This window comes from Streptomyces sp. NPDC019443 (genome assembly GCF_044389785.1).
Lineage (GTDB): Bacteria > Actinomycetota > Actinomycetes > Streptomycetales > Streptomycetaceae > Streptomyces.
The window spans coordinates 332,457-344,943 of the sequence record NZ_JBIRYJ010000003.1 but is presented as its reverse complement, the minus strand read 5'-3'; the positions used below and the strand labels follow the sequence as shown (position 1 = coordinate 344,943).

General features: G+C 70.2%; 14 protein-coding genes. 1 reads left to right on the top strand and 13 read right to left on the bottom strand.

Annotated features, from left to right (window positions below):
* Nucleotides 1–5: 5 nt before the first annotated feature.
* The 7 genes from ACH492_RS11980 to nagB form a co-directional block, all read right to left on the bottom strand.
* On the bottom strand, nucleotides 6–863 hold the full coding sequence (locus tag ACH492_RS11980) for a DUF4255 domain-containing protein (protein WP_398985364.1): 858 nt from the start codon (nucleotides 861–863) through the stop codon (nucleotides 6–8).
* 4 nt (nucleotides 864–867) lie between these two features.
* A complete protein-coding gene (locus ACH492_RS11975; RefSeq protein WP_398985362.1) occupies nucleotides 868–1,581 on the bottom strand; it encodes a hypothetical protein in 714 nt (237 codons plus the stop codon).
* A complete protein-coding gene (locus ACH492_RS11970; RefSeq protein WP_398985360.1) occupies nucleotides 1,574–2,320 on the bottom strand; it encodes a hypothetical protein in 747 nt (248 codons plus the stop codon). Before ACH492_RS11970 ends, ACH492_RS11975 begins: the two co-directional genes overlap by 8 nt.
* Before the next feature lie 30 nt (nucleotides 2,321–2,350).
* Nucleotides 2,351–2,875 (bottom strand): phage tail protein, encoded by a 525-nt coding sequence (locus ACH492_RS11965; RefSeq protein ID WP_030352235.1) that lies wholly within the window; start codon nucleotides 2,873–2,875, stop codon nucleotides 2,351–2,353.
* A 29-nt stretch (nucleotides 2,876–2,904) separates the two neighbouring features.
* Complete coding sequence (locus ACH492_RS11960; protein ID WP_398985356.1) at nucleotides 2,905–4,755, bottom strand: phage tail sheath family protein; 1,851 nt, start codon at nucleotides 4,753–4,755, stop codon at nucleotides 2,905–2,907.
* A 625-nt stretch (nucleotides 4,756–5,380) separates the two neighbouring features.
* Entirely contained in the window at nucleotides 5,381–6,730 is a 1,350-nt protein-coding gene (locus tag ACH492_RS11955) for a globin domain-containing protein (RefSeq protein WP_398985354.1), read from the bottom strand.
* A 158-nt stretch (nucleotides 6,731–6,888) separates the two neighbouring features.
* Nucleotides 6,889–7,671 carry a glucosamine-6-phosphate deaminase gene (nagB, locus tag ACH492_RS11950; protein ID WP_398986205.1) on the bottom strand — a complete coding sequence of 261 codons (783 nt, stop codon included), beginning with the start codon at nucleotides 7,669–7,671 and terminating at the stop codon, nucleotides 6,889–6,891.
* Between the two features lie 223 nt (nucleotides 7,672–7,894).
* Between nagB and ACH492_RS11945 the strand changes: the two genes are divergently transcribed.
* On the top strand, nucleotides 7,895–8,896 hold the full coding sequence (locus tag ACH492_RS11945) for an alpha/beta fold hydrolase (RefSeq protein WP_398986203.1): 1,002 nt from the start codon (nucleotides 7,895–7,897) through the stop codon (nucleotides 8,894–8,896).
* Nucleotides 8,897–8,911: 15 nt separating this feature from the next.
* Here the strand turns inward: ACH492_RS11945 and ACH492_RS11940 are convergent, their stop codons facing one another.
* From ACH492_RS11940 to dhaL, 6 genes are all read right to left on the bottom strand, one after another.
* Nucleotides 8,912–9,127 (bottom strand): hypothetical protein, encoded by a 216-nt coding sequence (locus tag ACH492_RS11940; RefSeq protein ID WP_398985352.1) that lies wholly within the window; start codon nucleotides 9,125–9,127, stop codon nucleotides 8,912–8,914.
* 102 nt (nucleotides 9,128–9,229) lie between these two features.
* On the bottom strand, nucleotides 9,230–9,862 hold the full coding sequence (locus tag ACH492_RS11935) for a class F sortase (RefSeq protein ID WP_398985349.1): 633 nt from the start codon (nucleotides 9,860–9,862) through the stop codon (nucleotides 9,230–9,232).
* Between the two features lie 91 nt (nucleotides 9,863–9,953).
* Nucleotides 9,954–10,805 carry a hypothetical protein gene (locus ACH492_RS11930; protein WP_398985347.1) on the bottom strand — a complete coding sequence of 284 codons (852 nt, stop codon included), beginning with the start codon at nucleotides 10,803–10,805 and terminating at the stop codon, nucleotides 9,954–9,956.
* Between the two features lie 358 nt (nucleotides 10,806–11,163).
* Nucleotides 11,164–11,334 (bottom strand): 50S ribosomal protein L32, encoded by a 171-nt coding sequence (rpmF, locus tag ACH492_RS11925; RefSeq protein ID WP_398985344.1) that lies wholly within the window; start codon nucleotides 11,332–11,334, stop codon nucleotides 11,164–11,166.
* A 105-nt stretch (nucleotides 11,335–11,439) separates the two neighbouring features.
* A complete protein-coding gene (locus tag ACH492_RS11920) occupies nucleotides 11,440–11,850 on the bottom strand; it encodes a PTS fructose transporter subunit IIA (protein ID WP_356221878.1) in 411 nt (136 codons plus the stop codon).
* Nucleotides 11,847–12,452, bottom strand: a complete 606-nt coding sequence (gene dhaL, locus ACH492_RS11915) for a dihydroxyacetone kinase subunit DhaL (protein WP_398985342.1) — start codon at nucleotides 12,450–12,452, stop codon at nucleotides 11,847–11,849. The genes ACH492_RS11920 and dhaL overlap by 4 nt, the downstream gene beginning before the upstream one ends.
* Nucleotides 12,453–12,487 lie beyond the last annotated feature (35 nt).

The window sequence follows — 12,487 nt, the reverse complement described above, 5'->3', positions numbered from 1 at the left end:
GTGTCTCAGCTCTCCTTGCCGTCCGTATCCGCGTCCGCGCCTGTTCCCTTGCGGGGCCGAGCGGGCGTGGCACGTTTCGCGGCGGTCTTCGCGGTCTTCGCGGCGGCGCGCTTCCTCGCGGGAACGGCCGCCTTGGACGCCGCATCAGGCTCAGGCTCCGCCTCAGGCGCAGGCTCCGGCTCACGCTGCGGTTCCGGCGACGGCTCCGAGCCGTCCACCTCAACCGCCACCCCCGGCGGCACCGGCGCGCCCGGCGCCCCGAACGGCAGCACCCGCACCGTCCTTCGCTCCACCGGCTTCGCCGGAACCGGCCGCTCGCGGCCCTCGATCAGGACCAGCGACGCCTGGTAGGCCACCGACAAGGTGTACGGGGTCTGGTGCAGCATCCCCCACAGCTTTGACGTCTCGTCGATGTCCATCACCGTCGGTGTGAACCGCACCCTCTGCGGCGACTGGGCCAGATCGCTGCCCGTCAGATACGGACGCTCGGCCGCCAGCTCGATCAATTCCTTCGGCAAAACCGGGATTTCGTGCAGTGTCCGCACCACGCACCCGATCAGCCGCTGCCCGACCAGCTCCGCCTCCTCCCCGTACGCGCTGATCAGATAGTGCAGATCCAGCGCCGCGGCAGGGCGCTTGAGCAGCGTGCCGTCCGAGGCGCGCGTCGGCAGGTCGGTGTGGCGCATCGAGGGGTTCGGCGTGACCTGGTACAGGAAGACATTGATGGTCGGCTCGGCCGGCGACTCGGCCGGTGGCTTACGGGTCTCCACCTTGACCGCGATGTCCATCTCGGGCCCCAGATTGTTCTCGATCAGCAGGGCCAGCGCCTGGGTGACGGTCGCGATGGCGAGTGCGTTGCTCATGACGTCAGTCCCTCTTCTCGCCGCGCGACAGATAGTCGTCCAGGGTCAGCGCGGGTGCGCGCCGTCCGGCGTGGTCGGGCCGGCCGCCCGCGGGGCGGCTCGCGCCGGGCGGTGGTGCCGCGCTCACTTCGAGTCGGCCGATCTGTACGTGTACGACGCGCTCCGCCGGCCGCGGCGCTCGCCGTCCCACCCCGCTCAGGGCCGCGCCACGAGCGGCGGCGGTGTCGGCGCCGCGCGGCCGGGCCGGAGCGGTGGCGGCCACCGCAGGAGCGGGCTCACGGGGCGCGGGAGCCGGTGGAGTTCGCGGCGCATCGGCCACCGCGGGCACCCCGGCCCGCCGCGCCGAGCGCGGAACCTCTGCGGCCGGGCGCGCCGTCGGAGAGGCTGCCGCGGCGGGCCGCAGCAGCGGCCCGGGACTCGGCGCCGTCTGCGCCGCGGGCAGCTCGGGCTCGTCGGCCCACCCCGCCTCGGTCCGTACGACGGTGTGGTGGTCGGTCCGCACTTCCCGCTCGTGCCGGACCAGTTCGGCAGGACCGAAGGCGGGCCCGGGCGCGGTCGGAATCAGCGCCGTCGGCGCGTCCGGCTCCGGCGGCCCGCTCCGCAGCGCCTCGACCCGCTCGAACGGGCCGGGCAGCCGCGGCCGGACCCGCGCCGCAGCACCACCGGCCGCCGGCACCGGCGTGTACCGGGCGAGCAGCCGGTCGAAGTAGTCAGGCATCTGCGCACAGCTCCAGGTAGTAACGACGCCGCAGCGGGCTGAGCGCCAGAATCTCCGGCTCGCTCCACCCGTAGGCGGTGGCGAGCAGATGGACGTCGAGCATCAAGTCCCGTGCCCAGGTGTCCAGTTCGGTCCACAGATAGGAGGTGATGTCCAGCTCGGCAGGGGTGGCCTCACCGCACTCGGGACAGGCGACGTTCAGCGTCACATCGGCCGTCGGGTCCGCCTCGGCCGCGGTCTCGGCGAGCCGTCGCTGTACGTGCTCCGGCAGCAGCGAGGCCAGCCGCTCCGGCGGAACGGCCTCCCCGTCCCGTACGGCCGAAACCGTGCAGCGTGCCACGAGCACCTGGCGTGCCTGAGCCGGATCCCGCACCGCGCCGGCCGCCGCGAGGTCGGCGACGGTGGGCAGCCGGAACTCGACCGCCCATTCGCCCTCCTCCACTCGCAGCGGCCCGTCCGGCGTCCGCGTCGGGGTGCCGAGCTGCGTTGCGTCGAGGTCGAACTCCATCGCCTCGCCGCACGACGCACACTCGACACGGACCTGCATGCGCTCGCCGAACAACGCCCGGCGCAGCGCGAACAGATCCGCCTCCCGCTCGCCGACCGGCACCGACAGCAACTCGTCGGCGCCGGCCCCCGGGCGGGCGGCCCGGTGCAGCAGCAGAGAGCGCCCCGAGTCGTGCTGCGCAAGACCGGCTTCCCAGGTGGCGAGCAGCTCGGCCGGCCCCGTCGGCGTCATCCCTCATTCCTCCGGTGCGACAGGCCGTGCTCAGGCCGGATGGGTGAACGAGGGCTCGACCGGCTCCTCCACCTCGTAGTCCCGCTCCCAGCCCTCGCATTCGAGCTTGACGCTCTGGATGGCGACGGCGTTGGCGTTGGCGTCCAGTTCGCCGAGCACCTGGTACTCGCTCACCCAGGCCCGGTACAGCTTGTGCGAGACGGCCACCTGCCCGGCCTCGTTGAGGACCTGGATGATGATGTCCTTGCGGAAGTCCCGCAGCGAGACCTCCGAGCCGAGCCCGGCGCCGACCTGCCAGACCTTGTTGGCCCAGCGGTCGAACTCCGGGTCGTGGGTGACGCCGCGTTCGAGCGTGACGCCCTCGAACTCGGAGCGGCCCGGCGACTTGCGAGGTGAGCTCGGGTCACCGCCGTGGCGGTGCTTGACCACTTCGGTGGTGCGCTTCAGAGGACTGATCTTGCTGATGCCCGCGACCGTTCGACCGTCCCAGAGGACCAGGAACTTGAAATTCTTGTACGGGTCGAAGCGATGGGCGTTTATCTGGAACTCAGCCATCGGTTTCCTTCGTGTTCCTTTTCCTTGGGTTACGAGAGGTCGAACTGTCCGGCCATCTGCTGGATCTTGACGATCACGAACTCCGCCGGCTTGACCGGCGCGATGCCGATCACGACATTGACCACTCCGGCGTCGATGTCGGCGTCGGTGGTGGTGTCCTTGTCGCACTTGACGAAGTACGCCTCGCGCGGCGTGCCGCCCTTGAACGCGCCCTGCCGGAACAGGTCGTTGAGGTACGCCGATGCCTTCAGCCGGATCTGCTGCCACAACTGCTCGTTGTTCGGCTCGAAGACGACCCACTGCAGACCGCGGTGCAGGCTCTCCTCGACATGCAGCGCGAGCCGGCGCACCGGCACGTACTTCCACTCGCTGTCGAGCGCGTCCGCGCCCTCGAGCGTGCGCGCGCCCCACACCAGCGGACCCACCACCGGGAAGGTGCGCAGGCAGTTGATGCCCAGCGGGTTGAGCAGCCCGTTCTCCCGGTCGGTGAGCTTGACCGTCAGCGACCGCACACCGGCCAGCCGCGCCTCGGTCCCGGCCGGCGCCTTCCATACGCCGCGCTCGCCGTCGGTCCTGGCGATGACGCCCGCGATCGCGCCGGAGGGCGGGAAGGAACGAAGCCGCCCCGTCAGCGGGTCGGTGAGCTGCAGATGCGGGAAGTACAGCCCCGCATGATTGCTGCGTACGGGCTCGAACGCGCCGATCCCGGCCCGCGCCGCGTCCACGCTGCCCCAGGTCGACGGCGAGTCGACGAGCAGGAAGATCCGCCGCTCCCGGCACAGCTGCTCGGCGGCGGACAGCACGGTGACCATGTCCTCGGTGGACTCGTACGCCGAAAGCTCCGGCAGAGCCAGCAGGTTGACGTCGTCCACGTCGCGCAGCGCCTGCACACCGGTCTTGCGCGCCTCGCTGCCGATGAGGTCACGCGGCCCGGGCGGGTCGCCGTCCTTGCCGCCCTGGAGCGGGAAGACGGGCGGGTTGACCGAGGCCTCCAGGCCCAGGTCGTTGGCGCACTCGCCGATGAAGCGGACCACGTCGTCGGGGTCGACGGACCCGGCCACGACCTGGAGGCGGCGGCCGAAGGCGGTGACCTCGGCTCCGGCGAAGGCGTGCTTGCCGGGGGCGTCGGGCAGCGCGCGCAGCTTGCGCTCAAGAAGCAGGGCGAGTTCGGTGACGGTGCGCGGCGGCTCGCCGTCGTGGTCGGGCTCGTAGAGCGTGAACTCCCGCTCCACGTCGCCGATCTTGACCTTCAACTCGACATTGAGGTCCGGCAGTTCTGCCGAGAATGGCTTGGAGACGGTACCGGAGGGGTCGGGCCGGTCCTCGTCGAGCGCCTTGACCCGGACGAGGGAAGAGCCGGCATTGACGACCGTCTCCACGAAGCGGCCGTGGCCGGAGTGCATCGCGAGTCCGGTGAAGGACTCACGGGCGCCGCCACGGGCGTCGAGGATGTGCAGGTTGAACGTCTTGTCCGGGGTGGGGGTGTCGTGGTCGACGGCCACCCGCAGGCCCGAGCCCCAGACGCCGGGCTCCTTGGCGTGCACCTCCAGCACCGGGCACTCGCTGTGCCCCTCGGTGGAGTGGAGCGTGACGCACGCTTCCTCGCCGGTGCCGGCCTTGGCGACGCGGACGATCACCGCGACCGTACCGCCGTTGCCGAAGAACTGGTGCACCGCGTAGCTGACCGCGCTCTGCGAGGTGAGTCCGCCGAAGCGCCGCTCGAAGTCCGCGAAGCTGGTGACCCGCACTGGTTGGTTGAGCGGACCCCGGCGGGTGTGCCCCACGAACGCGGTCACCGACGTGGTGACCGAGGCGATGGTCCGGATGCTGCTGGGAAGTTCTTCGATGTATACGCCGGGATAGCCCATGTGCGTCGGCATTCCCCCTCCATTCCCTTCGCGCACCAAGAGATGAGGAGGGAGGTGAAGAAACCACGCGTATGCGTCCAGCAGGCATACGCGCTCATCACTGCATTCCCCCGTCACACACCCCGTGCGATATCGGTCTCGCAGGGCCATCGGCATGTGCCTGTGCTTGTGGCTCCTGATGCATGAGTGCCTCTAGGGAGTCTGGTTCGCCGCTGAAGGGTCGGTCAAGAGACCGATTCAGTCATCCGGTGATCATTGGCCGTCGCGGTGATCGGCGGCGATTTGGCGGGGTCGGAGGGGTATCGCCGGTCGAGTATGGAGAGGTATTCACGATCGCTTCACAGGAAAATGCGATCAGGGGTGGGAAACAAGCCGAATGCAACTGCCCCCGGCGCGCCGCCTTGTGTCGAGTTCGCGAGAAATGCCCAACTTCAACTCCCCTTCGACTGGGCGGAGTTGGCGGGAAAGCTCCCTGGTTGAGGCGGCAATCCGGCCGTCTGGCCGGTCCTGTGCCACGACCCGGCTGCGGCTGGGCCGACGCTTTCGAGAGCAATGAAAATCAGGACGAAGGTGGTCTTTCTCCGGTCTCTCTTCCAGCCCTGCGCCGACAGTTCCGAGCGAGGCGGCGGGAGTGAGGTCAGACCCGTCCTGCCGCACGGTGCGGCTCGAACCAGCTGCCGCTGTCCGGTGGCGCGGGCTCAGGCTGCGCTTCCGGCTGAGGATCGGGCCGAGGCTCGGAGTGGGACCCGGAGTGGGACTCGGGTGCCCGGAGGTCGAGCGGGCGCGTACGGGCGTCGGGATCAATCCAGTTCACCGGGCGCGGATCGAGGATCTGTTCCGCGTGGGAGACGTGTCCGCGTTGTTGTACCGACGAGGGCAAAGGATCCCGGATAAGCGATTCTGCAGGCAGCCCGCACTCGTACAGCAACTCGGCCGTCTCCTGTACGAACATCACGGGCCCACACAGATAGACGGTCTCACCGGTCCACTGCCGGCGCGCGCGCAGATTGCTGTGCAGCCGTTCCGCGGCCCGCATCCGGCCCTCGGCCCGCTCCTCGTACCACCAGTAGGCGCTCAGATAGGGGTGGGCCCGCAGGAGGCCGACGAGCGAGCCCCCGTCGTAGAAGTCGGCCTCGCCACGGGCCACGACATCGATACGGATTCGGGGTGTGGGCTTGCGGGCGAGTAACTCGTCCAGGACCGCTTTGACCGGGGCCCAGCCCGAGCCGGCGGCTATCAGAGTGACGGACGGAGTGCCGGGCGGCGGGGCGAGCGCGGATCCCGAGGCGGCGCCCAGGCGCAATATGTGGCCAGGCTCTGTGTGGTCGCACAACACATTGCTGAGCAGTCCATGAGCGACCCGGCCGATATGGAATTCGAGCACACCGTCACGGTCGGGGCGGCCTGCCAGGGAGTATGGCCGCCACACACCCGGCAGATTCGGATGCTCGATCGTGGCGTACTGGCCGGGGCGCCATGGATAGCGGGCGGACGGAACGGCGCGGATGACGGCCGTGTGCCCACCGTGCAGCCGGTGCGAGACGACAGTGGCCTCCCATGACGCGGGCTCGTCCGCGGCGACAGAGCTGTGCGCGCCGCCGGTCATGACCTCGGCTGTGGTCGCGTACACCCGCTGCCAGGCCGCTTCGGTCCGCGCGTCCCACGACTGGGTGCTGTGGTAGCGGACCGCGGCGACGAGACTCTCGCCCACCGCCGCGTAGTCGTCGTCGCATATCCCGAACTTGCGGTGATCCCGGCCGAGTTGAGCCAGATGGGTGGTGAGCCCGGGGTGGCCGAGATGGTCCACGACCTGCACCAGGACGGCAAACAGCCGCTCGTACTGGTCGTCCATCGCGGCCGGGAACAGCTTCCGCAGCTGCGGATGGTGGGTGAACAGGTGGGCGTAGAAGTAACGCACCACATGACTTGCGCGCCGTCTGACGCGCTCCAGGCTCGCTCTGACCAGATCTATGTCGTCGTCGTTCATGGATTCCCCCGGGGCTGCACGGTTGCGCGATAGTTGAACGCGCGTCACAGTGCTGAGCGAGCTGAACGGTATCAACTCGTAGGCGAATCCGAGTCGTTGTGGCATCAATTACTTATCGACTGGAACATTCTCCTTCCGGCCGGGACAAGGGACCGCTGCTACAGGCCCTGCCAGACGGGCTTGGCGGCGTAGGTGGCGCGGAAGTAGTCGGCGAGTTTGAGGCTGGAGGCCGCCGCCTCGTCGACCACGACCGTGGCGTGCGGGTGGAGCTGTAGGGCGGATGCGGGCACCAGCGCGGAGAGCGGGCCTTCGACGGCGAGCGCCACGGCGTCGGCCTTCGCCTCGCCGGTGGCCAGCAGGACCAGGTGACGGGCTTCCAGGATGGTGCCGATGCCCTGGGTGATCACGTGGTGGGGGACATCGTCGATGCCGTCGAAGAACCGGGCGTTGTCCTGCCGGGTCTGCTGGGTCAGCGTCTTGATCCGGGTGCGAGAGGCGAGCGACGAACAGGGCTCGTTGAAGCCGATGTGCCCGTCGGTGCCGATGCCGAGCAGCTGGAGGTCGACGCCGCCGGACTCGGCCAGCGCGCGGTCGTAGGCGAGACAGGCGGCCGCGACGTCGTCGGCGGTCCCGTCGGGGCCCATGAAGGACGCGTCAGTGAGCCCGAGGGGTTCGACGACCTCGCGCAGGACCACGGAGCGGTACGACTCGGGGTGGCCGGACGGCAGTCCGACGTACTCGTCGAGCTGGCAGATCCGGGCACGGGAAGCGTCCACTTCCGAGGCGTGCACTTTGGCCGAGAGGGCTTCGTAGATGGGCAGCGGGGTCGAACCAGTGGCGACGCCGAGGAGGGCGTCGGGCTTGCGTCGCAGCAGGTCGGCCATGGCTTCGGCGATGAGCTCGCCGCCCGTGGCGGAGTCCGGAACGATGACAACTTCCACGAAGATCCCTGTCTCTTGAGGCATGGGTGGTGTAGACCAATCTACCTGGTGAGGAGGGGTGCTGTCGCGTGCGGGATGTCCGGCCCCGATGGGCGTTCCACCCGCCCCACAGCAGGCCGTACCCGGGGTGAAACCTGGTGGAAATCCCCCGTGCGGTGGCGGCTCTACGCTCGGAGGAGCAGATTCGAATGAGCGGATGAGGAACCGCGTAGGAGGTGAGCGGATGGTCACCGGCCTCGGACCGCAGATATCGGACCGGAGCAGGCTGCGCTCTGTCAGCGAAGACGATGTGCAGCTGCGCCACTACGTGGTGCACGGCTACCGGCGCGCATACCGGATCGCCGGCGAAGGTCCGGCCGTCCTCCTCGTCCACGGCATAGGCGACTCCTCCGCCACCTGGGTGGACCTGATCCCCGGGCTGGCCCGTCGCTACACCGTCATCGCACCCGACCTCCTCGGCCACGGCGCCTCGGACAAGCCGCGTGCGGACTACTCGGTTGCGGCGTACGCGAACGGGATGCGGGACCTGCTCGGAGTGCTCGGCATCGACCGGGCCACCCTCGTCGGCCATTCGCTCGGCGGCGGAGTGGCCATGCAGTTCGCGTACCAGTTCCCCGAGCGCACCGAACGACTGGTCCTGGTCAGCGCGGGCGGCGTCGGCCGCGAGGTCAATCCCGTCCTCAGGGCGGTCTCCCTGCCGGGCGCCGACCTGCTGCTCTCTGCGCTCAGCCTCCCGGGGATGCGGCAGGGGACCGGCCTGTTCGCCGAGCTGATCAGGATGCTGCACACCGACCTCGGGCAGGACGCGCCCGAGCTGCTCAACCTCGTGGACGCGCTGCCGGACGCGACCTCGCGCAGCGCCTTCATCCGCACACTGCGGGCCGTCGTCGACTGGCGGGGCCAGGTGGTGACCATGCTCGACCGCTGCTATCTGGCGCAGGGGATGCCGACGATGCTGCTGTGGGGATCGCGCGACAGCGTGGTGCCGGTTGAGCACGCGCACGGCGCGCATGCGGCAATGCCCGGAAGCCGACTGGAGATCTTCGAGGGCGCGGGCCACTTTCCCTTCCACGCCGATCCGGCGCGTTTTCTGGCGCTGGTCGAGGACTTCATCGAAACGACCCGCCCCGCCGACTGGAGTACGGAGCGCTGGCGGGAGCTGCTGCGGGCCGGGCGCGTTGTCGAGGACGAGCTGCAACTGGCGAGCGAGCGCAGCGCGACCTGAGGACGCATTTGCTTGTCAGAACAGAGGGAGTTGACCGGGGAAGTCCGGCACGAAAGCTCCGTCGAGACCGGGCTGCAGGGCAGGATCGAGCTGCGCATGCCGCCGGGACCCGGGGCAGGAGACCAACTCGGCCGCGGTACGTGAGCCAGCCGGGTCATGGCGGGCGAACCGCCCGGCGACGACGGCGATTTCGCGACGGCAGACCGGACAACAGCGGCGGGGAGCGGACATGCTCCCAGTCTGCCAGCCGGCTGGACGGCGTCGTTGCCGCGCCGGCGCCGCCCCATGCGCCGGATCGGAGCCGGTGAGCAGACCGACAGCCTCTCCACCTCGTCACCGCACCTCGACAAGGCGGGCGAACGCCACGACGTTCCCGTCGTAGCCGGTCTTCTTCGTATAGCCGCCGCCGCAGGTGATCAGGCGCAACTCCGGTGCCGGGGTGTCCTGGTAGACGCGGGCGGCCGGGAAGTTCTTCTTGGCGAAGATCTCGATGCCGTACACGGCGAACACTGCCGTGCGGCCGTCCCCGCGCAGGATCTCGATGCGACTGCCCCGCTCCAGTGCGCCGAGTGAGTAGAAGACGGCCGGGCCCGCCTTGTTGTCGACATGGCCGACGATGACGGACGTGCCCCGCTCGCCGGGGCCGGCCGCGCCTTTGTACCAGCCGGCGAGATTGCTCTTCTCCAGCGGCGGCGCATCGATCCGGCCGTCGGCGCCGAGGCCGACCTCGGTGAGCGGGGCGTCGAGCCGGACGGACGGAATGGCGATCCGCCGTGGCGGGGAGTGGGGGAGCGCGTCGGGCGCGGGCGGCAGCCGGTCGGCCGCGCTGTGGCGGGCCGCGACGACGGAGCCTGGCTGGGGCGGGCCGCCGGCCGGCTCGGTGGATCCGTTGCGCAGGAGGAACAGCCCAAGCAGCAGGACAGAGGCGACCGTGAACCACGAGCTGCGGTGCTTGAACGTGTGCATGGGCGCTCTTCCTCGGTCCCGTTTGTGTCTCGGGTGGCGCTCCGCCGCCCAGGACCTCGGGGACCGGGGCGGCGGAGCCGCTGTGTCGGCGTCAGACGCCTTCTCCTGACCTGCGGCGCAGCAGAAGGACGCCGCCGCCGAGCACACCTCCCGCGACGAGGGCGGAGCCGACGGCGATCTGCGCGGGGCTCAGATCGGAGAAGCTGCCGCCGGCGCCGGCATCGACGCCCGCGCCGGGCTTCCTCATGTCGGAACCGGTGTGCGAGGTTCCCGTACCTGTGTGTGAGTCGGTGCGTGAGTCGCCGGTCCCGGCTTCGGCCTTGGTGTGTGAGTCGCCGGTCTCGGCTTCGGTCCTGGTGGGCGCCTGGCCGGTTTCGGCTTCGGTCTTGGTGGGCGGCTGGCCGGTTTCGCCCTTGGGCTCGGTCTCGGTGTGTGAGTCGCCGTTTTCGGCCTTGGTCTCGGTCTCAGTGGGTACGTCGCCGGGTTCGGTCTCCGTGAGCGCGTCCCCGGCCTCGGTCCCGGTGAGCGCGTCCCCGGTCTCGGCCTCGGTCCCGGTGGGCGAGTCCCCCGTCTCCGTCCCGGTCCCGGTGAGCGAGCCGGAGCCGCTGCTGATGGCGAGGGCCGTGGTGACCTTCTCGCCGTTGCAGTCGAAGGTGACCTCGTCCTCGGCGCCCGGCTCCGCCTTCGCGTCGATCTTCACCGTGCCGGGGTGGCCTTCGTCGAGCGTGACGGTTTCGAAGACTCCGGATGACACGGTCACGGTCGGGACTTCACACTCGGCGGCGTTCAGAGTCACGGTGCCGCCGGGCGCGACGGTCGAGGGGGTGACCGTGAAACCGGAAGGGGTGATGTCGCCCTCGTCGGCGGCCAGGGCGGCTGGGGCGCCGACGGTCAGCGCGGCGGTGCCCATCAGGGCGAGGGAGGCGACACGTATCGCACGCATGGTCAGTTCTCCGTGTTCCCGAGGGCCGTTGCGGACGACTTCCGTGCAGGAGAAGAAGTGCCCCTCGTCGGGAAAGACGCTAGGAGGCCGACCGGGGGGCCGCATGCGGCGAGTGCGGCGCGGCCTCGGCGTGTCACCACTCGTCTGTCGCAGTGACCCCGACGGTCGTGCCAGGTCACGCGGTACGGCCGGGAGCCCGGCCGATCCGCGGCGTAGACGAGTCCGATCGAGTGACGGCGTCGTCACCCGGTGGCTCTGCGGGAGCGAGCCACCGGGTCCGGCGGCAACCCCAGGCCCTAACGGAGCGTCACGGACGGCGTGAGGTGATCCTCGGTGCAGTGAACGTCCCACATGTCCGTCAGCCCTCCGGGCGCAGCAGACCGCGCTCGTACGCCTTCACGAGCCGCTGCGGCACCTGGTGCGGGACGCCGTCGACGGTGATGGTCACCAGCTGGGGCGTGGTGGCCTTCCACTGGGCGCGGCGGTGGCGGGTGTTGCTGCGGGACATCTTGCGCTTGGGTACGGCCATGGGACCGGGGACCTCCTGGGTGGGGATGTGCCCGGAACGCTACCTGAAAATGGTTCCCGTTAACAATTGGGCTCGGCCGGTGTCCGTCGGCCCCCGGCCGGAGGCTCACACCTTCCGGTAGTCGTACGCCTCCGAGGCTGCCGCCTGCACCGCGTCCAGGTCGCCCCCCGCCGAAGCGGTCACCACGGCTGCCACCGCCCCTTCCACGAAGGGCGCGTCCACCAGCCGTGTCCCGTCCGGGAGTTCGTCGCCCTCGGCCAGTAGTGCCTTCACCGTCAGCACGGCGCTGCCCAGATCGACGAGGACGGCCACCCCCGCGCCCCCGTCGACAGCGGCCGCGGCCGCCGTGATCAGCTCCGAGCTGGTCCCGAGGCCACCGTCCGCAGTGCCGCCCGCCGGGGCGACGGGCGCGGTCGCCCCGCCGCCCGCGAGCCCCTTGGCCAGCTCGGCGACCGTCGCGGCCACCTCTGCGCTGTGCGAGACCAGCACGATCCCGACGGGCTTGTCGGTGCTCATCCCGCCACCTCCGCCAGGGCCGCGATCAGCAGGGCGGACGAGGTCGCCCCCGGGTCCTGGTGCCCGATGCTGCGCTCGCCCAGATAGCTCGCCCTGCCCTTGCGTGCCTGCATCGGCACGGTCGCCAGCGCGCCCTGCTCGGCCGCCTCGCGCGCGGCCTCGAACGACGTAGTGGAGTCGCCGAGCGCCTCGACCGCCGGATTGAGTGCGTCCAGCATCGTCTTGTCCCCGGCCTTGGCCCCGCCCAGCTGCGCCACCGCGGCCACGCCCGCACGCAGCGCATCGGCCAGCTGCCCGGGCGTCACCTCGGCGTCGTCACCGAGCGCCTTTCCCGTACGCCGCAGAAGCGTCCCGTACAGGGGACCGGAAGCACCGCCCACCGTCGAGATCAACTGCCGTCCCGCCAGGGTCAGTACGGCCCCGGGTGTCTGCGGCGCCTCCTTCTCCAGGACCGCCGTCACCGCCGTGAAACCGCGCTGGAGATTGTTGCCGTGGTCGGCGTCGCCGATCGCCGAGTCCAGCTCGGTGAGGCGGTCCGCCTCACGGTCCACGGCAGTCGCGGCGGTCGTCAGCCAGCGGCGGAAGAAGTCGGCGTCGAGCACATGAACTCCCTGTCGTGAGTGGGAGGGTTGGCGAG

Excerpts from the sequence above, each read along its gene's own strand:
- ACH492_RS11975 (WP_398985362.1), bottom strand. The coding sequence starts at position 1,581 with ATGCCTGACTACTTCGACCGGCTGCTCGCCCGGTACACGCCGGTGCCG.
- ACH492_RS11920 (WP_356221878.1), bottom strand. The coding sequence starts at position 11,850 with ATGAGCACCGACAAGCCCGTCGGGATCGTGCTGGTCTCGCACAGCGCA.
- ACH492_RS11980 (WP_398985364.1), bottom strand. The coding sequence starts at position 863 with ATGAGCAACGCACTCGCCATCGCGACCGTCACCCAGGCGCTGGCCCTG.
- ACH492_RS11930 (WP_398985347.1), bottom strand. The coding sequence starts at position 10,805 with ATGCGTGCGATACGTGTCGCCTCCCTCGCCCTGATGGGCACCGCCGCG.
- ACH492_RS11965 (WP_030352235.1), bottom strand. The coding sequence starts at position 2,875 with ATGGCTGAGTTCCAGATAAACGCCCATCGCTTCGACCCGTACAAGAAT.
- ACH492_RS11940 (WP_398985352.1), bottom strand. The coding sequence starts at position 9,127 with ATGTCCGCTCCCCGCCGCTGTTGTCCGGTCTGCCGTCGCGAAATCGCC.
- rpmF (WP_398985344.1), bottom strand. The coding sequence starts at position 11,334 with ATGGCCGTACCCAAGCGCAAGATGTCCCGCAGCAACACCCGCCACCGC.
- ACH492_RS11955 (WP_398985354.1), bottom strand. The coding sequence starts at position 6,730 with ATGAACGACGACGACATAGATCTGGTCAGAGCGAGCCTGGAGCGCGTC.
- ACH492_RS11935 (WP_398985349.1), bottom strand. The coding sequence starts at position 9,862 with ATGCACACGTTCAAGCACCGCAGCTCGTGGTTCACGGTCGCCTCTGTC.
- ACH492_RS11970 (WP_398985360.1), bottom strand. The coding sequence starts at position 2,320 with ATGACGCCGACGGGGCCGGCCGAGCTGCTCGCCACCTGGGAAGCCGGT.
- ACH492_RS11960 (WP_398985356.1), bottom strand. The coding sequence starts at position 4,755 with ATGCCGACGCACATGGGCTATCCCGGCGTATACATCGAAGAACTTCCC.
- ACH492_RS11945 (WP_398986203.1), top strand. The coding sequence starts at position 7,895 with ATGGTCACCGGCCTCGGACCGCAGATATCGGACCGGAGCAGGCTGCGC.